Here is a 19,408-nt window from a genome sequence, read left to right as displayed (position 1 = left end):
GGAACGGTATTTGAAGTGGCTGAGGGTTAGCTCAATCCAACGGTAACATTCGTCCTTGGAGTCCCAGCCGGGCTCCAGACAGTCTGCTTGTGAAAGGAGGCTTCTTACATCCTCCAGGGTTTTGATGAAATGGGTGTTCATGATGATTTTCATATCCTCATCATGAACGACAGTGCTGAAGTCGGCTCATTTCATGTTAGAAACCAGCCCCTTCTTCAGGCTCATTTCATATTGGAAGAGACTTGGACTTTCACCAGGAAGGTGATTATGGTTAACTGTTCCTGAAATCCTTATTTTGCGGAGACTTCCGAATGGGAGGCAGGCTGACCCGCCTAAAAGTTGTTACAGGGTTGTTTGCCGGAGCAGTGATAGGACTCATTTCCCTGATCGCTATCGCCAACTGGCTGGTAAATACCAGAACCAGCTCGCGGCTTTATACCGACGTAGAAAGCATTCCCTACAATAAAGTTGGCGTTTTGCTGGGCACCAGCAAATACTCACGGGAAGGAGGCAATAACGATCATTATGCTCTCAGACTCAAAGCAGCGTACCACCTCTATACTCAGGGCAAGATCGAATACGTTCTGATCAGCGGCGATAATGGAACACCTTATTATGATGAGCCCAGTACCATTCGCAAAGATTTGCTGAAAATGGGCATTCCTGCTGAAAAGATTTATCGAGATTATGCAGGCTTCAGAACACTGGACTCAATCCTCAGGGCCAAGTTTGTCTTTGGTCTTGATCAGTTCACTATCATCTCTCAAACCTACCATAATAAGCGGGCACTCTATATCGCACAGAATAGAGACATTGATGCAGTTGCCTTCAGCGCTGGTGACGGAACCAACAGCGATCTGAACAATAAAGCCAGGGAAGTTCTTGCCAGAGTATTGGCTGTTATTGAGGTGCATTGGTTAAACACTGGCCCTAAATACTTGGGCCCAATGATCGATATTGGTAATACGCCTCCGACATAAGCCCGGATTCTGAGATGCGAGTAAAATCAACCAAAACAGTATCAGACGCTATGAGTCCGCTCATACATAAGTGTTTATTACTTCTGGCCAGCATTTTGCTCCTGGCCAGCCCCTTCAGTCAGGCTCAGGAAGAAAGAGTTACAATCACTACCGGCTTTTTTCCAACGGATTACCCCCCATTATTCTGGATCGATGATAAGAAAGGTATCGTTCAAAAAACACTGGATGCCGTTAGCCAACGTAGCCATTTTGACTTCAGGGAACACTACTATCCCTTTAACCGAATTATCCACAAAGTTGGAAATGGTAGCCTGGACCTGGAAGCCTGGACATCGCCCCAATGGCGTGAAAGAGTTGCAGATAAGGTTTATTTCACCGAGCCTTTTTCAGAACATTGTGAAGTCATTGTGCAGCCCAAAGACAGCCTGCTAAAAATCAACCGACCCGGTGATCTTCAAGGAAAAAGACTGGGAGTTGTCCAAAACTATACGTTTAATACCTTCGAACCCTTCTTTCAGTCTGGTGAGGTCATTCGTAATAACTCAAAAGATGAGGAGCATGTACTTAAGCTTCTTGAAAAAGGTCGAAACGATGCTGCTTTAATGGATGAGCTCGTTGCCAGATACTTGATGAAAACCCGCTTTAAAGGTGAGTTCAAGCTGGGTAAAACTTTTGACTGCGTACCTATCACCTTTATGTTCAGTAAGTCTGTCGAGAAACATGGCAAAGCCATAAACAAGATTCTGCAAGAATTAAAATCTGAAGGCGTAATTGATCAGATTCTTGAGGAGTACCGCTGAGTGGCTTCATGCAATATGCGGGTTAAAGCTCTATATTCAGAAACGATGATTTTCGAACATAGCGTCGTATCTTTTCCATGGCGTTTGGAAACCATTTATCAAAACGCCTGGTTTCCCTTACCAACTCATCGGCCAGCCTGGGATTATACAAGTCGTTGTAAATGAAGCCTGCTAATGTCGCATCATGATGTCTTAGCTTATCTATCGCAGTTTGAAGATCTGTCTGGCGAGTGATTCCAGCCATCACCATCATTATCGTACCGTCAACCATCGCACAAATAGATTCTGCTGGAATGTTATTCCGGTTTATAGCCATGACTGGTGAGGTATCAAAAACCACTACATCATAACGTTCCAGCCAGTACTCCATGAGTTTGTTCATATTGTTTAGATTTCGGAACATGATGGCGTCGGTATCACACGGCGCAGGAAGTATATCTATATCCGCATCATCGTCATGCATAATGCAGCCATCTGCAGAACTGGGTGTTGGCAGCCAGTCTGTATGCAAATGACCCGATAAATCACCGAGCTCCGGATGCAGCAGATTCACTTCAACCAGAAGGGTATGTTTGCCATCAGCTTCACTGCGCTTACTCATGGCATAGGCCATGGTGCTACAACCTTCACCAGGGTTGGTTGAGGTGACTGCCAGAGACCGCATTCCCCGACCTATGGTATTACCATAAACCTGCTCGACTTCCAGATAATTGATAGGGAGTTTGATCATACTACACCACCTAAAGGGCTGAGCCCGATATCAGGGATTTGGTTAAACTGACCAGCGAGACAATACTGAGCACATCTTTCAGAGCATCCATAAAGTAAGCAAACTGGGTATTGGAAACATCTGGAATAAAGACAGTATCGCCGGGCCTGATAATGGGCAGTTTGGAGGCATCCGGATCTTTCATGAACCCGATCAGATCAAAGGTATGGGCCTGATTTTTATAATCTGACGCATTCACAATGATGATTTTTTCTATATAGGCCGTTTTGGTAGGACCACCGGCTTCTGCCAGAAGATCCAGAATAGACATCTCTGAATTAAACTCATAACGACCGCTTTTATTAACAGCCCCCATGATTCTTATGGTTTGTTCCTGCTTTTTCTCGGTCCAGCTTCTGTTTCTGGAAGGTATAAAAATCGTGTCGCCTACTTCCACCGAAGGCAGAAGAGTTTCATCACCGGTCTCAAAGTAATTAACTAAATTAAGGGTACTGACTCTAGGGGCGGAGCCATTGCGATGGATGATTCGAACATTGGTAAGATCTGCCTCGTCTTTTGGCCCTTCAGCTGCAGAAAGTATGTCCAGAAGATCAAGGTGCCTGTTAAAAGCATACCGACCAGGCGCGACTACCGCCCCCATGATATAGATAGATTGATCACTGCTTAGCTTGACCCAGTTAGCTTTGTTATCGGTTGGGCTCTCTGGCAGCTCAGGAAAAACAATGGTTGAACCGCCGGATAATTTCGGCAGAGAAGTCCAGTTACCGCCATGGGCTAAAAAGTGTTCAAGATTGAATTCTCGACTCACAGCCTGACCACCCTTACCGGATTCAATGATCTTGATACGATTCAAGTCAGCCCTTTTGTTCGGCCCACCCGCATGAGCGAGTAGATCCATGAACGTTATGGTTTCTGAATACTCGTAGCGCCCTGGCTTGTTAACCGCACCTAGCAGATGTATTGACTTATTAGTGGGTAACTTGAGCCAGGTCCGATCTATTTCTGTGCCTTTCTCCGGAATAAAAATAGCGTCTCCAGCCAAAATTGCCGGTAGCTCAACACCTTCTCCCTCCGCATAGTCCTGCAAGTTAAATGGAACTACGTCACCATTTGTTCTCAGAATCCGGACCATTCGTGTATCAGCATAACGGTTTGGACCACCAGCATTGGCCAGCACATCCAGAAAACCCACTTCTTCACCTGTTTCAAAAGCTCCAGGCTTCTGAACTTGCCCCATCACATATACGACTCGACCACCTGCTTTTACAGCATCAACCTGTTTGGGAACAAAAACGGTTGCTCCTTTGGAAAGCTTTATGACAGCTTCCTCATCGCCGTTGTCAAGGTATCTCTTGAGATCGAATAACTTGGCCTGGTTGTTATCAATAATCCTGATCTGTTCAACGTTCGCATAGCGGGTAACACCACCCGATCTCAAAAGAGCATCCACCACATTGATGCCTTCCTTGAATGGGAAAGTAGAAGGTCGCATCACTTCACCAAACACTTTCAGAGCAGTTCTGTCCTGAGTGGGATCCATACCTTCAGCAGCACCGGGAGTTGCTGTTTCACCATGAACATTGCCCAGTTGAGGAGAAGAAGGTATGAAAATCACATCCAGTGATTTCAATTCAGGTATCAGAGCAGGATCACCTGTGTCGAGATATCTTTTGTAATTGAATTCGTCAGGGGCACCTTCTCTTCTAAGCTGTAACTTATCAAGCTGAGCACCATCCCTGAGCCCTCCTGCAGCATTGATTGCCGTCTGAATATTGCCACTACTGGAAAGCTCAACCTCACCAGGATTGTTGACATAACCAAGCACTGTGACCAGTAGCCTTTTCTCTTTCAGGAAAACACTGAGCTTATCAAGACCCAAAAACACCGATGAAAGCTCTTTATAGATTAACTTCTCCGTCTCTCCTAATGTTTTACCCGCAACCTGCTGCAAACCCACCTCTGGAAGACTGATTTCACCTTCACGGGTGATAAGAAATTCTTTGTTAAAGCCTTCTTCACCCGGCAAATCAATTCTCAAAATATCACCGGGTTGTAATGTATAGTCCCTGAGGACATTGATCGTGTTGTACTTATCAAGACCACCTTTAGAAGCCTCTGCCAGATTGCTTTTCTGCTTCTGAATAGGCTCATCCTTAACAGCTTTTTTCACTTCATCTTTGACGAGTTTCTTTTCTTTATCTTCAGTGTCTTTCTTTTCACTATTTTGATTCGCTGCAATTGAGCTCGCCTTTACCTCTTCTGCTTCAGAAGACTGACTGGCCTCCTGCTTCTCAGACGCTTTAAGTACGGGTTCAATCTCTTTCTTTACAACAGGGTCAGGTATTTTTTTTCTGGTCAGGGAGACCATAACAATATCTTTTCCCTGAACTGCGAATTGTGACATTCCTTCCTGAAGTACTGTTTTTCGAGTACCCGAGCGAATGACTGAATAGTTCGGTACAAACAAGCGATTTTCAAAAAGCGGGAGGTAGTGCTGAACCTGATCAATAGGGGTATTCTTTGGTAAAAAATAACTACCCGGCTCATCCAGATCACCTAGAAAAGTCACCCTTACCATACTGTTGACATCAATAAATTTTATGACTGAGGACTTATAGCTTTCACCTAAAGCTTCTCTTACTTTCTCTTCTGCCTGAGAGAAACCTACGCCTTTTAAACCTATGACATTCCCATCATCTATAACTAGCTGTCCCTCTTTATCAATCTTCAAAAGAGGATGCTGCAAGACCCCATCTTTGTTGGAAATAGTCACCACTTTCTCAGACAGCCAATTGTCTTCTGCCACCCCGACCGTAGAAATCATAAGTAAAATCAGAATAATTAACTTATTCACGGAATGGACTCCTGATAATAGTTGATTCCAGGTCAATCGAGTCTCTCCACTCCCTTAACCTGAATCTTCTGGTCTGATTTTTAATATCTACCGAAAAAGCCAACCCATCAGAACTGAGTAGAACAGGTGACTCAGCCGCCAGCTTACTTTTTATGTTCTTGTTATTAATGCCCTTGCTAGCAAAAAAATCAGAGACTTCCTTCCCTCTGTTTTCATCCAATGAGTAGATGGATATAAATACTTCGGGATGATTTTCCATGACCGAGTACACCATCAACAAACGCTTGTGAAAGCCCATTGATATCTCACCATTGGCATTAATCTGGTCGCATCCACAATTCAGTGCGGCTGAAAGCTCACTGGCGAATGATTCTGTGGGTTCCGCTTCTTCTTTTAAGCTTGAAAAACGATTCAAACACTCGCTGGTTTCTGACAGGCTGGACATCAGTCGGGTAACATAATCTAACTGCTCCATAGCCATAGCCAAATTGTATTGAGCATCAAGATGTAAGCTGCCATCCATTTCCATCCGAGCTCTGCGTAAATAACTTCTAACAACCTTTACTTGACCAGGCATACAGTATTCAGCACCTTTATTGATCACAAAAGATGTTCTTGATTCACCAATATCCAAAAGACTTTCTAAATAAGGCAGGTCGACAGCCTCGGGAGGATTCGGATAACGATCAACCACACTGACAGTACGCTCTGCATGATCAGGCCAATGATTACAGCCGGATATAAATAAAAATATCAGACACAAAAAAGCCCTACAGATGAAATCTGCAGGGTTTTTAAAGATTTGTACAACTTGATCAAAACTTTTTTTACTGATTGGACAAATAGTCTTCCACATCATTATATTGCTTGATCGTTTGATTAATTCGTAACATGCTAAGCAGTTCGTCTGGCTTGCCATTAACTCCGACTAAAGCCAGTTGTCTGTTTTCTATTTTCAAACGCTTGTAAAGAAATACCAGAGCACCAATCCCGGAAGAATCCAGTTCCTTAACAGAGCTCATATCTACCAGGACATCACCTGCACAATCTCTGATCAGATGATCGAAGTGGGATCTAACATCATTGACGGTTTCTGCATTAAATTGGTCTGTCAGTGAAATGACATCGCATGACTGAGCGTGCCAGGTTGCGTAATCCATTACTTCCTACTCCTTCATTTTATTCATAGGTTTTTCACAATCGAAAACCCAGACATCTTTTTTTAAGACTAATTACCAGACTAGACAAGCATTGGTAACTTAATGAAGAGCTCTATACCCTTTAGAAATATAAGCATTGATTCAAAATAATATTTCTTAATCAAAAAGGCCTTTTGCCAATTTATCACCGCTTTTTTTAAACAAAAATAAAATAAAAACACTTCACGACAATTATCTGATCTAATAAAAAACATAATTAAAATCATGCTTAAAGATTACAATTTCGTATTAGTGGCCTGCTATTAACTTCCTATAGTTAATCTCACAAGGAAAATAAAAAGCTCTTTGACCAACTACTTGTTGCTTATTAGCTGATTAGTCCTTTTTTAATAACAGCCAACCTCAATGAAGTCTGTCGTTGAAAAACGTTCTTATGGATGGCATCGAAAGAAGTCAAGGCATATGGAAACCAGCACAGGCATTGATGCTAAGCAACGCTTATCTGCCAAACTGCTAAAAGCTGTTCTACTTGCGGCCTGTGTTCTGGGTATAGCCATCAGCTGTGTTCAAATTCTCATAGATGCTCGCCAGTCCAGTAAAAGTATTGACTCAGAAGCCCAGCAGATGCTGGCAATGATCAGAGAGTCCTCCATACAGGCAGCCTACAGACTTGAACCCACCATGGCCGAAGAAATACTTTCAGGCTTGATGGAACACCAATCCGTACATGTGGCGGCTATTAAGATACCGGATGAACCCGAGCTCGCAGTCGTGGAAAGAAGCCTCTCCACTTCAAGATACAGACAGTTGTCTGACTATATATTTGAACCTATTCGAATCTACAGAATCCCGCTTTACAAAGAAGAGCCTTTTCACGAGTACTATGGTGAGCTCCTGCTGGCAATTGATACGGCTTATCATGGACGAGAATTCATCCAGCGTTCCCTGATAGTCCTGGTCAGTGGTATTTTCAGGGCCATTGCCATGGCCTTGTTGCTTTACCTTATTTATTCCTTGATATTGACCAAGCCACTCAACAGACTCATTAGAAACCTCTCTCAAATTAACCCTGACGCTCCTGGCTCTCACAAGCTTCCCATGCCAAAGGGCCACCAGAATAACGAACTGGGCCTTTGGGTCAGAACAGCTAATCAGCTTCTTGAGTCTATTGAAAGAAACCTGAATCTGCGGCAAAAGGCTGAAGCCCAGATCATGAGATTATCTCAATACGACTATCTGACCCGCTTACCCAATCGCAAAACCCTGCAAAAGCATTTGCAAAGCCTGATCAACAAGCCTTCGGCCTCCGAAAGTAATATTGCGATCCTTTGCCTGGGACTGGATGACTTTAAGTCCTTGAATGCCCAGTTCAACTTCAATGCCGCAGAGCATGCACTGGTCAAAATCGCCGACCGGTTACGAAATCACATTGGTAACAAAGCTTACATTGGCCGACTGGGTGAAGATCAGTTTGCCATTATTCTCTCAAAAATCACTCAACCTTACGAAGCTGCCGAGTTAGCCCAGGCTCTGCTTAAACAATTAATCAAGCCCATTCTGGTGAATGACGAAAAAATAACAATCAGCGGAACTGTGGGCATCACCCTGTTTCCTGATGACGGTCAAGAGGTCGACAACCTGCTTCAGCAGGCAGAGTTTGCCATGATCATGGCCAAGTCCAGAAGCCACAACCGCTACCAGTTTTACATTGCTACGATCGATACTGAAATTCGTCAACGTAAAAAGCTGGAAATGGATCTTCATGAAGCGCTTGAACATCATGAACTGAGCCTGGTTTATCAACCTCAGATTGACTTTAAAACCTCAAGACTGGTGGGTGCAGAAGCCTTACTCCGCTGGAAACACCCCGAAAAAGGCCCTATTTCGCCAGAAATGTTCATACCCATGGCAGAAAATAACCTGGATATTATTCCCATAGGTGATTGGGTGCTTGAGTCCGCATGTCACCAGCTCCATGAATGGCATGAGGCGGGATTCAATGACCTGAGAATTGCAGTAAACCTGTCTGCTATTCAATTAAGAGACAAGAACATTGTCGATCGCATCAATTACCTCATTCACAAATATCAGATTCCCCCAGAGTTGCTGGAAATTGAAGTGACTGAAACCTGCATTATGGAGGATATAGAGCTTTCCTCCGAGCAGCTGAACAAGATCAAGGCAACAGGCATTACCCTGGCACTGGATGATTTTGGTACCGGCTATTCATCCCTGAGTTATCTGAAACAGTTTCCATTCGACAAACTGAAGATTGATAAAACCTTTGTTGAAGGCCTGCCAGAAAACAAGGAAAACACGGTTATTGTTGAAGCGATTATTCAGCTCGGCCGAAGCTTTGGTATTGAAGTCATTGCTGAGGGTGTGGAAACCGTTGAACAGGAAGCCCACCTGATTAACTCGGGTTGTACTGAAGGCCAAGGCTATTTTTACAGCAAGCCCGTTCCCAACGAGGAATTTGCCAATATCCTGAAAGACTGGAAAAACAGACCTTCAACCTCCTGAGGAAGCCATCCATGGACAGGCAGAAAATCATTATTTTTCTGGACTCCAGCCAGCTGGGAGGAATCGAAACCCACATTGTTCATCTCGCCCTGGCACTCAAACAGGCTGATATTTGTTCCGAAATTCTGTTTTTCAAACGTTATTCAGAGCGACATCCTCTCGAAGACAAGCTGATCACCCATGGTATCGAATACTCTTATCTTTCAGGCTCGTTTCTTCAATTGAAAGATAAGCTAACCCGTGAAAAGCCTCTTTTATTGCATACTCACGGCTACAAGGCGGGAGTTCTTGGTAGATTGGCAGCCCTGCCCAGCAAAACACCTGTCGTGTCGACATTCCATAATGGTGATCAGGGTTCTGGAATGGTTCGGCTTTACACTCTTCTCGATAAGTTCACCAGCAGACTATCAACCAATATTGCTGTCAGTGAGGAAATCGCCCTGCGGTTCCCTAACCGACCCGCTGTTATCAACAATTTTATCAACTTGTCTTCTATAACCTCACCTTTAGGCAAACATGTTGCCTTTGTAGGTCGCTTGAGTCATGAAAAAGGGCCCGATATTTTCCTGCAAATTGCAGAAAGATTGCCTGACATAGCCTTCAAGATGATTGGCGGTGGCCCTATGGAAAAGGAAATTTTTGAACAATCCGCCAGCAATATTTTGTGTCTGGGCCAAGTCAAAGATATGGAAGCACAATGGGATGATATTGGTCTCCTCTGTATTTCCTCCAGAGAAGAAGGACTTCCAATGGTAGCCCTGGAGGCAATGTCCCGGGGCATACCGGTGGCCGCCTATCGGCTGGGAGCATTGCCAGAGCTTATCAAGCAGAACTGCAACGGCTGGATCGCCCCAACAGGCAATATAAGAGTCATGGCTGAACTGGTCAGCAACTGGTCCAAGCTGGATGCGGCTCAACTCAGTGCACTATCAAAAAGCTGCCAGCAAACCATTGAACAGCAGTATTCCTATGACGCCATTCTGCCTGAAATCCTGACTGTTTATAAACAAGCGCTTTCAAAAAAAGGATTGCCCTGGCCAGAGAACCAATGGCTTTCCAGTCAAAAACTTACGGCTACGGAATTAAGAGAATAACACCATGGAACTGGGTCAGAATGTAATCAAAGGATTGAAAATAGGCGCCATGCTGAGGCTCGCCGCCCAGATTTTCACATGGCTGAACACCCTGATTCTAATCCGTCTTCTTACTCCCGATGATTATGGTCTGATGGCCATGACCATGGCCTTTATTGGTATTTTTGCCTTGATGGGCGACTTTGGCATAGCTAAAGCGGTTATTCAGACAGAAGATCTGGATAACAATACTCTCAAGCAATGCTTCACCGTGAATATTATTTCCTGCGTCTGCTTTTTTTTAATTTTCTTCTTTGCCGCACCTTTTATAGCTGACTTTTTTAATGAGCCCAGAGTAACACTGCTGATTCAAGTGATCTCTGCTCAGCACCTTATTCTTATTTTCCATACCCTGCCCTATGCCCTTGCAAGCAGAAACATGCTTTATAAGGAGCGGGAAAAGGTTCAATTCTTTACCACTCTCAGCACCAGTATTTTCACATTGGCTTTGGCGGCAACAGGATGGGGCGTATGGTCTCTGATCCTGGGGCATTTATTCATGCGACTGGTCTCAACCATTGGTTTTTTCAGACTTCAGCCCTGCTGGATAATGCCTGCACTGAATTTTCAGGGTTTTTCAAAAATAGCTGCTTTCAGTGGCCTGGCCACCATCAATGATGTGCTTCGGTACCTCTACAATGTTTTCACCAGTATCAGTATTGGCAAACTGTTGAATAAAACAGAATTGGGTATTTTCTCTGTTGCCCGGAATCTGGCCAATCTGCCCAGTGACAAAATAGGTGAACTGCTCAATCACCTTGGTCTTTCCTCTTTCGCAAAGCTACAAAATGAGAAGGACGTAGCTGGCCTGTACCTGATCAAGTCCATTCAGTTAGCCAGTCTGGCTCTCTTTCCGATTTATTTTGGTATGTGTGCGGTAGCTCCGGAGCTAATCACATTGGTGCTTTCAGAAAAATGGACTGCAGCCATCATTCCTTTCCAGATTCTGTGTTTATCAAGCCCTTTGAGAATGCTATCGGAGATTCTAGCCACAGCGTCTACCGCTGTTGGGGAACCCAAAAAGAACACCCGAGCCTTACTCGGATCACTGATTATGTTACCCATGATTATCTTTGGGATTCAGTATGGTGTAACCGGCGCCTGCCTTGCCTGGTTGGGAGTCACGGGTGTCAGCTTCGTTTTACACCTCTGGAATATGCTCCCTGTTTTTCAGGTTTCAGCCAGAGACTTCTTTAAAGCTCTGGCTCCTGGGTTTATCAGTTCAGCACTGATGTTGGCAGGACTCATGTATTTCCGGCATCAGGCACTGGATCTCAACAGCTGGTTACTTTTTGGATCAATGATCTTATCTGGAGGCCTGATTTTCCTGTTATCAATGCTGCTGCTATTTCGAAAGCAGTCCCAGACCATACTTGGGTATCTCAGGCACTAGTGCCTTAGTGAGGAAATATGCGAGGTCCGGTTCTAGAGAGAATTTTTGCTAACCAGCACCAGACTATGGTAGCCAGCATCTACTGTGTACTGGCGGCCTTGCCTGCAATTCTGCTTCCTCACCCTATAGCCCTGATTCCTCTGGCAGCCATTCCTCTGGGCCTGATTTTTATTTTACGTAAGCCTTTTGTTGTCGTACTGATTTTCATCATGTTCTCGTTTTTCCGACTTCACGAAGTCTTTCCACAACTGGATCCCATCAAAATTCCTATGCTGACAGCGCTTGGATCCTACTTTGTTCTGGCATGGCATATTATTTTGACCCGGAAAGTAAAAGTATACTGGCGAAAAGAGCACACAGCTTTTGCCCGTTTTTTTGGCTGGGTTGTATTGGGTATTGCCTTCTCTAGCCACCCACCCAGTGCCTTTGGCAGTTTCACCAGTGTTTATGTAAAGATCGGAATCATGGTGTTGGCTATTTCCTGGCTGATGACCGAGCACTGGCACTTCAAGCTTGCTCACTTTCTGATTATTTGCTCCGGACTGGCTGTTGGCTACGTCACTCTTTACAACAATGCCAATGGCATAGGCATGGTAGAAGAAACCCGTGTCACCATTCCTGGTACCAGCCTGGGTGACCCCAATGACCTGTCGTTGGTTCTCAGCTTCCCTATGAGTTATGCCATTGCTTTCGCAGTAACCCGGGGAACTGGAAGATTAAGAACACTGCTTGGACTCGTGGGATTCGTTATTTTTGTATCATCCATTATCGCCACCCAAAGTCGGGGGGGGCTGCTAGCAACAGTAGCGGTTATGGGCATATTTGGCCTCAGAATTATCAAGTCAAAGCTGCTGCTGATCAGTATTGGCAGTTTTGGTTTGATGATTCTGGTGGCAGCTGCCGGTATCAATGACCGTAAGTCCGGGGGGGCGGCAGAAGAAGGCGTAGATGCTTCAGCAATGGGTCGGATTCATGCCTGGGAAGCAGCATTCTTTATGGGCCTGAGAAACCCCATGACCGGTGTAGGGCTTTCACTGTTTCTGGATAATTATTGGGATTATGCCACCCACAGTCGTGCAGAAGGTCAGGCACACGTGACCCACAGTACCTGGTTCCAGGTACTGGCAGAAGCCGGATTTTTCGGGCTGGGCTTGTTCCTTTTCCTGATATTCAACATCTTCATGTCCATTCGATCTTCCCTGGAGCGGCTGGATCGAAACAGAGGGTCACCGGAATACGACCCTCATCTAACAGCAATAACCGTTGGGACTTATGCGGGGCTGGTCGGCTTCTGTGTTTCCGGTAGCTTTTTGAGTCAGGGTTTTCTCTGGCCAATCTACATTATTACTTCGATCAGTATTGCCATAGCCAACTACATGGATACCTATCACCCTGAAAAAGCAGAAGAAGAAAAAGAGTCTATAGTTAAAAAGTCAGGGAAATCCAACAACTCTTCGAACAATGGCAAGGAAAAGCCCAATGATCAACAGCCTGAAAAACTGGCTGAAGTCCGGTAAGTCACCTATCGCTCGAGTTATTTTTTCATCACTCAAAGCGATCCGACACTTCGAATTTCCTTTAATCCGTCCAATACACAGCATTTTGTATCATGCCCACAAAATGATAACGGGCCTGATTTCCAGCTTTTTTCGATCCTTGTATTGGACACCTCTATTTAAAAGTCGCCTAACGAATAATCCCAAGCGACTTTATGTTTACTCTGGTATGCCACTCTTACTTGGCCCTCTTTCCATCACCATGGGGAATAACTGCCGCATTTCCGGTCACACAACGATCAGTGGCCGAGCATCAAGTTCTGAAACCCCAATTCTGAAAGTAGGCGACAACGTTGGTATCAGTTGGCAAAACGAAATTTTTGTTGGCCGCAAAATTGAAATTGGCGACAACGTCAGACTGGCAGTCAAGGTACGTCTGGTCGGTTACCCGGGCCACCCAACCGATCCTGTAGATAGAGCCAAAGGACTGCCCGATACCGATGATCAGGTGGGTGACATCATTATTGAAGATAATGTCTGGCTCGCTGCTGGAGTAACGGTTATGGGAGGCGTGCGTATTGGCGCCGGAACCATTGTAGCCACAGGAAGTGTTGTAACAAAAGACCTGCCTCCAGGAGTACTGGCAGGAGGGATTCCAGCCAAAGTGATCAAATCTCTTGATCACCAAAAGGACAGCTTGGAGGCTTGATATGGCTGATCTGGTGGTGTTTGGTGAAGACTGGGGAGGCCTGCCCTCCAGCACCCAGCATTTAATTCGGCACCTTCTGAAAAAGCACCGTGTCATCTGGATCAACTCCATTGGCATGAGAAGCCCCGGGCTGAACCGAAAGGACATGCAACGTATTATCTTTAAAGCAAAGAGCATGTTTGGCGGAGCAAAAAAAAATTCTGAGGATGTCAGCGAGGGCCCCTCCCCTATTGTTCTGAGTCCCAAGGTCATTCCATTTCACAACCTCTCTTTTGTACGCCAATTCAACAAACAACAACTGGTGAAACACATCAGTGAAGCCTGTAGGGAACATGGTTTTGAAGACATTATTCTCTGGACTTCCTTGCCAACCGCTGTCGACGTTGTTGGAGCCCTGAACGAAAAAGCTTCTATTTATTACTGTGGCGATGATTTTAACGCTCTGGATGGCGTCGATCATTCAACTGTAAACCCGATGGAAAGGGAGTTGGCAGACAAGGTCGACCTGATTCTGGTTGTCAGTACAGAGCTGGCCGAGAAGCTGCCTGGTCCATCAACGGTTATGTTCCCTCACGGGGTCGACTACGACCTTTTTGCCTCTCCCTGCTCACACCCTGGTGACTTTCCCAGAAAAGGACCGGTTGCCGGATTTTACGGCAGTATTTCAGAATGGCTCAATGTTGAGATGTTAACTCAGGCAGCTACCGCTCTGCCTGGCTGGCAGTTTGTTTTTGTCGGAACCATTAAAACGGATGTGGGTGCTTTGCAAGAACTGCCCAATGTTCAGTTTCTGGGTCCAAAGCCTCACTCCAAACTTCCAGCCTACGTTCAAAACTGGGACGTGGCTATGCTGCCATTCTGCCATAACCGACAGATTGAAGCCTGTAACCCTCTGAAGTTAAGAGAGTACCTGGCTTCAGGCACAGCAATAGCTTCTACTGATTTCCCTGCTGTCAGGGTCTACGAGAATGAAGTCACCATTCAGTCACACAGAGAACCTTTTTCAAGAACTATTCAGCGAGCTTACGAGCAGAAAAACGAAAAAGAAGCTCGACAGGCAGTGGTTCGAAATGAGTCCTGGGAAAGTAGAGCCGCTCAGCTGGAAGAATTGATCGATCATCTGGCCAACAGGGAATCACGATTCCCTGAAAGGCTCACTGAGAACTGAGCATCTACAATGAGATAGAGCTGGAGATAAATCAGTGTGTATAGGATTGTCAAAAATACACCACTAACGACATTAGTAGTTTTTATAACTCCCAGCCCGCTAGAAAAATGACAGTTCTCCCTGTTCTGAAGGATGAATCAGGGAATCAAACAGGGAAGTCGATGTGAACAGGGTTCCGGTAATCAGATGCACAACACTGTGGCTGTTATTTACACTGGCCATTCTCACTGGTTGTGCCAACCAACCCCATGCTCCCCTTGAAAAACTTCTGACTGACAAGCCGCCACAAACAGAAGAAGAGCTACTTAACGCCATCGATAAACTGCGCAATCAATCGAAAGATTTGACCCTTTCAAACAATATGTATCGCAGGCAGCTCTCACTGAACTATCAGGAAGATGCCAATCATATCTCTGAACATCAGAAGAAAGTCATCAAACTGTTTTTCCAGACCCTGCCAGACAGCGATAATCTGAGCATCATTCTTTCTATATCACCTTCTTCTGATGAAGGATTTGAGTCCATTAATGATGCCTGGGTCAGAGTCCAGGAGCTGAGAAGCTATCTAAAGGACTATTCAACCCAGATAGAAGAACTCTATATCCCTGATCAGGAACCCGACACTGTCACCATCCAGGTGCTGGGAGGTGACAGTGTCCAATGATGTACTGAGAAACCTCTTAAGGCTATTGGCTATTGCCTGGCGAAGGCGATACATGATCGTCGTGCCTATGTTAATCATGCCTTTCGTAGGCTTTTTTGCCAGTTTTCTCGCGCCCAAGTTTTATGAGGCACACACTACCATTCTGCTTCAGGATACCAGTGAGCTGAACCCTATTCTTGAAGACTTTTCTCTATCCACCAGCCTTGAAGAACGTCAATCTGCACTGAAAATCCTTCTGAAAAGCCGGAATGTCCTGGGTGCTGTAGCCCGTGATCTGGGCTACATCACAGATCAATCATCAGAAGAAGAAATTGATAAGCAGATTCAGGAGTTATCCCGATCGCTCTCCATTGTTTTCGGGGGTGAGCTGATCAAGATTTACTACCGTTCGGAAAATCGCACAGACATAGCTTATCTTCTGGAAACGGTCACCAAACACTTCCTGTCGATTGTTCTGGCCCCCCATAAATCCTGGACAACAACATCCGAAGATTTCTTGAAAAACCAGCTTCAGCGACAACGGGAAGCCCTCAACGGGGCAGAAGAAAAGCTGGCTGACTACAAGGCACAGTTTGCCCTGGAACTTCCTCAGCTCCACAAGGCCAATATCACTCGTCTGGCAGAGCTGAGGCAACTGCTCATGGAGAAGAAAACAGATCTTGCCGGTGCAGAAGCAGCTCTCAATGAGTTCAACAACAACCTGGCACAGACCAACCCTGTCATAGGAAAGCTGGAAGAACGATTAATTCAAGTCAGAGCCGACTTGAGCATGCTCCGCTCAAGGTACACAGAGCAGCACAGTAAAGTTCAGGCTTCATTGCGGGAGCTGGAAAGGCTGGAAAGTGAGCGCAAGCGAATGATCACTGAGACCAGTCAGCTCAAACCAGACGATATTAAAAGACTATGGCACCTGGCAGCTACGTCACCCACGCAAATAGATGAAACCAGAAGTGGCTCTACCACCATTCTTGCTTCACAGCTCCAGGCCGTACAAGAAGCCAACGCCAAAGTCATCAGTCTTCAGAATGAAGTTGAGAGTATCAAAACCATTGCGCTTGAAATGGAAAATAAAGTGACATCCTTTGCGCAGGTGGAAAGGCACCTCAACGAATTACAACGTGACTACGACATCAAGATGAAACTTTACGAGGACTTCCTTCAGCGCTACGAGATGGCGCGTGTGTCAGGAGATCTTGGTCGTTATGAGGAACTGGAACGAGTCAAAGTCATAGACGAACCCTTCACCCCAAGTAAACCCAATGCACTGCCTTCCATATTGTTTATTGTTGCAGGCTTTTTTGCCGGCCTTGGCATTGGAACCGGCCTCACCGCCATTGCAGAAATCTCTGACACCAGCCTGAGACTGCGAGAAACACTGGAAACGATGACAGGTGTTCCAGTCATCACCCGAATACCTTCAATGCCACAGGCACTCTGTCTGACTTACAGCCCGGAAACAGACACCTTTTCAGGAGAAGCCACATGAGTCAGAAGTTAGTTGTTGCTCAAATCGTACAGCACCTTGCACCCGGTGGCATCGAAACAATGGTCCTTGACCTTCAACGCAGTGCTCCCGATCCTGAACAAGTGCATATCATCAGCCTGGAAGGCAATTTCGAAGAAGCTGTAAAGCATTGGCCACGGCTGGCAGATGTTCCGCGACTGCATTTTCTTGGCAAGCAGCCCGGAATTCAGTTTGCTGATGTCAGAAAACTCGCCAGTCTGCTCAAAACATTAAAAGTCGATGTTATACACAGTCATCATGTGGGTCCCATGCTTTATGGCGGGATTGCAGCAAAACTGGCTTCCTGCAGACATGTTCATACTGAACACGATGCCTGGCATCTGGCCAACCTTAAAAGAAGAGTTCTGGTAGGTAGCTTTTTCCATTTATTAAGGCCTTCTGTCGCTGCAGATGCAGAATTAGTGGCAGACAGCATCCGGCAATATATCCCTTTATTCAAACCCTCTGTGATCATGAATGGCATTGACACAGACCGCTTTCAGCCTGGCGACCAGGATGAAGCCCGCGACCACCTGAACCTCCCAAAAAATGTTCCATTGGTTGGCTGTGCCGCAAGGCTCACCTCTGTGAAAGCTCATGATGTCCTTATTTCAGCATTCTCAAAAATGCCTTCTGACAGTCATCTTGCTCTCGCTGGCGGTGGAGAGTTGGAAGATGAGCTTAAAGAACAAGCCAAACAGCTGAACATTGAAGATCGCGTTCATTTCATGGGTGTTGTGGAAGATATGCCCAGCTTCTTTCATGCCATTGATGTTTTCTGCCTGGCCTCACTCAGGGAAGGACTGCCTCTTTCACCTCTGGAAGCTCAAGCATGTGGCAGAAATATCGTTTTAACCGATGTAGGTGGCTGCAGTGAAGCCGTCGCTCCGGAAGGTATGCTGGTCAATCCCGGTGATGAAGATTCCCTGGCAAAAGCTCTGTGCGGACAGATACAGAATGGGTGTACGACTGAAGCCCGTGCAAATGCCAGAAACTTTGTTATCCAGAAAGGCAATTTGACTCGAATGATTGATCAATATGTTCAGCTGTATGAGGGAGGAAAGCTGTAATGGAATGGCTGTGGTTGTCTGTATTCCTGATCGCATCCTTCATCGTGATCTATCACCATGTCGGTTACCCTGTTGTGCTTAAATGGCTGGCAAAGCAAGGCCTTTCATCCCCTCCTCCCTATTATCATCGACATTACAGGATCAGTCCTCTGGATCATATGCTTCCCAGAATCTGCCTGATCATGCCTGCCCATAATGAAGCAGCGGTTATATCCGAAAAGATTCATAATCTGGGGGCTATTGATTATCCGGAAAATAAATTAAAAATTATTGTCGTTTGTGATGGCTGTAGTGATGATACGGCAGAACTGGCAAGACGTGCCGCCAGTCAGGTTGAGAACTGCCATCTTGATATAGAAGTGGTCGAAAAACCCGAAAACTGTGGCAAAGTGGCTGTCCTGAATGAAGCGATCAGTTTGTGTCAATGTGACGTGGTTGCGCTGTCGGACATATCTGCCATTCTCTCTACCGACAGTCTTTTGATTGCGGCTGCACAGCTCAGTTATGAAGACACAGGGGTTGTCTGTGGCAGCTATCACTTCTTCCACTCTCTGAGCGTTGGTGAACAGGCTTACTGGCGCTACCAGAGAAGGATCAAAAACCAGGAAAGCTCTCTGGGCGCTACTTTGGGAGTCCACGGTGCTTTCTATGCCTTCCGCAGAGATCTCTTTGAAAAGCTGCCAGCTGATACCATCAACGATGACTTTACCCTGCCAGTCAGCATCGTTATGCAAGGCTACAAGTGTCTCTATGATGAGCGGATTATGGCTCTGGAGCTGGAGCAAGCCTGCAACGAAATGGACTTTAATCGACGCAAAAGAATTGCCGCTGGCAATGTGCAACAGGCCATTCGTCACATCGGTCTGCTTCACCCCAAGTTTGGAAAGATAGCGTTCAATTTCTTTTCCGGAAAGTTTCTCAGGCCCTTAATGCCGGTGTTTTTCACTTTAATCCTGATCTCATCTGCATGGCTGAGCTTTGACTATCCAGTGTTCATACCCATTTTGGCTGCTCAGGTGGCCGTCTACTTACTCACAGTCTTCTTTATACTGATTAAAAAGCAGCCCTCATGGAAGCTGATAAGAATCGTCTACTACATCATGTCAGGTCATATTGCGATGGCCGTAGGTTTGGTCCGCTACCTGGCTGGCATGGAATCAGGACAATGGAAAAGGGTTGTCAGTAAAGATAAAAGGAGTCGGGCTGTCCAGAACTGACTGTTCA

At 45.7% G+C, this 19,408-nt stretch carries 16 protein-coding genes; 12 read left to right on the top strand and 4 right to left on the bottom strand.

Annotated features, from left to right (window positions below; translation table 11 throughout):
• The first annotated feature begins 311 nt into the window (after positions 1–311).
• The gene (locus WG89_RS14595; RefSeq protein ID WP_062267358.1) at positions 312–980 is read left to right on the top strand and encodes a SanA/YdcF family protein; all 669 of its coding nucleotides are present in this window, start codon (positions 312–314) and stop codon (positions 978–980) included.
• Between the two features lie 50 nt (positions 981–1,030).
• The gene (locus WG89_RS14590) at positions 1,031–1,780 is read left to right on the top strand and encodes a substrate-binding periplasmic protein (protein WP_172806823.1); all 750 of its coding nucleotides are present in this window, start codon (positions 1,031–1,033) and stop codon (positions 1,778–1,780) included.
• A 22-nt stretch (positions 1,781–1,802) separates the two neighbouring features.
• Here the strand turns inward: WG89_RS14590 and WG89_RS14585 are convergent, their stop codons facing one another.
• The 4 genes from WG89_RS14585 to WG89_RS14570 are packed head-to-tail and all read right to left on the bottom strand — an operon-like array spanning position 1,803 to position 6,524.
• Positions 1,803–2,510: a CpsD/CapB family tyrosine-protein kinase gene (locus tag WG89_RS14585; RefSeq protein ID WP_062267354.1), complete on the bottom strand. Its 708-nt coding sequence runs from the start codon at positions 2,508–2,510 to the stop codon at positions 1,803–1,805.
• A gap of 10 nt (positions 2,511–2,520) precedes the next feature.
• Entirely contained in the window at positions 2,521–5,364 is a 2,844-nt protein-coding gene (locus WG89_RS14580; protein ID WP_062267351.1) for a polysaccharide biosynthesis/export family protein, read from the bottom strand.
• Positions 5,357–6,283, bottom strand: coding sequence for a hypothetical protein (locus tag WG89_RS14575; protein ID WP_153301608.1), 927 nt, complete (start codon positions 6,281–6,283; stop codon positions 5,357–5,359). The genes WG89_RS14580 and WG89_RS14575 overlap by 8 nt, the downstream gene beginning before the upstream one ends.
• Entirely contained in the window at positions 6,192–6,524 is a 333-nt protein-coding gene (locus tag WG89_RS14570; protein WP_062267347.1) for an STAS domain-containing protein, read from the bottom strand. Before WG89_RS14570 ends, WG89_RS14575 begins: the two co-directional genes overlap by 92 nt.
• A gap of 462 nt (positions 6,525–6,986) precedes the next feature.
• On the opposite strand from WG89_RS14570, the gene WG89_RS14560 reads away from it, so the two are divergent.
• From WG89_RS14560 to WG89_RS14515, 10 genes are all read left to right on the top strand, one after another.
• Positions 6,987–9,047, top strand: a complete 2,061-nt coding sequence (locus tag WG89_RS14560; protein ID WP_062267342.1) for a putative bifunctional diguanylate cyclase/phosphodiesterase — start codon at positions 6,987–6,989, stop codon at positions 9,045–9,047.
• Positions 9,048–9,058: 11 nt separating this feature from the next.
• Positions 9,059–10,141: a glycosyltransferase family 4 protein gene (locus tag WG89_RS14555; RefSeq protein WP_062267340.1), complete on the top strand. Its 1,083-nt coding sequence runs from the start codon at positions 9,059–9,061 to the stop codon at positions 10,139–10,141.
• A 4-nt stretch (positions 10,142–10,145) separates the two neighbouring features.
• Positions 10,146–11,573, top strand: a complete 1,428-nt coding sequence (locus WG89_RS14550; protein ID WP_062267338.1) for a lipopolysaccharide biosynthesis protein — start codon at positions 10,146–10,148, stop codon at positions 11,571–11,573.
• Positions 11,574–11,590: 17 nt separating this feature from the next.
• Positions 11,591–13,090, top strand: coding sequence for an O-antigen ligase family protein (locus tag WG89_RS14545; RefSeq protein WP_062267336.1), 1,500 nt, complete (start codon positions 11,591–11,593; stop codon positions 13,088–13,090).
• 208 nt (positions 13,091–13,298) lie between these two features.
• Positions 13,299–13,778 carry an acyltransferase gene (locus WG89_RS14540; protein WP_245662921.1) on the top strand — a complete coding sequence of 160 codons (480 nt, stop codon included), beginning with the start codon at positions 13,299–13,301 and terminating at the stop codon, positions 13,776–13,778.
• Position 13,779: 1 nt separating this feature from the next.
• A complete protein-coding gene (locus WG89_RS14535; RefSeq protein WP_062267333.1) occupies positions 13,780–14,946 on the top strand; it encodes a glycosyltransferase in 1,167 nt (388 codons plus the stop codon).
• Positions 14,947–15,109: 163 nt separating this feature from the next.
• The gene (locus WG89_RS14530; RefSeq protein ID WP_062267331.1) at positions 15,110–15,610 is read left to right on the top strand and encodes a hypothetical protein; all 501 of its coding nucleotides are present in this window, start codon (positions 15,110–15,112) and stop codon (positions 15,608–15,610) included.
• Positions 15,594–17,096: a GumC family protein gene (locus tag WG89_RS14525; protein WP_172806822.1), complete on the top strand. Its 1,503-nt coding sequence runs from the start codon at positions 15,594–15,596 to the stop codon at positions 17,094–17,096. The genes WG89_RS14530 and WG89_RS14525 overlap by 17 nt, the downstream gene beginning before the upstream one ends.
• The gene (locus WG89_RS14520) at positions 17,093–18,184 is read left to right on the top strand and encodes a glycosyltransferase (RefSeq protein ID WP_062267327.1); all 1,092 of its coding nucleotides are present in this window, start codon (positions 17,093–17,095) and stop codon (positions 18,182–18,184) included. The genes WG89_RS14525 and WG89_RS14520 overlap by 4 nt, the downstream gene beginning before the upstream one ends.
• The gene (locus WG89_RS14515) at positions 18,184–19,401 is read left to right on the top strand and encodes a glycosyltransferase family 2 protein (RefSeq protein ID WP_062267325.1); all 1,218 of its coding nucleotides are present in this window, start codon (positions 18,184–18,186) and stop codon (positions 19,399–19,401) included. Before WG89_RS14520 ends, WG89_RS14515 begins: the two co-directional genes overlap by 1 nt.
• Positions 19,402–19,408: the final 7 nt, after the last annotated feature.

It is taken from the genome of Endozoicomonas arenosclerae (genome assembly GCF_001562015.1).
GTDB classification, from domain to species: Bacteria; Pseudomonadota; Gammaproteobacteria; order Pseudomonadales; family Endozoicomonadaceae; genus Endozoicomonas_A; species Endozoicomonas_A arenosclerae.
The sequence above is the reverse complement of the archived record's forward strand: the minus strand, read 5'-3'. Positions and strand labels throughout refer to the sequence as shown.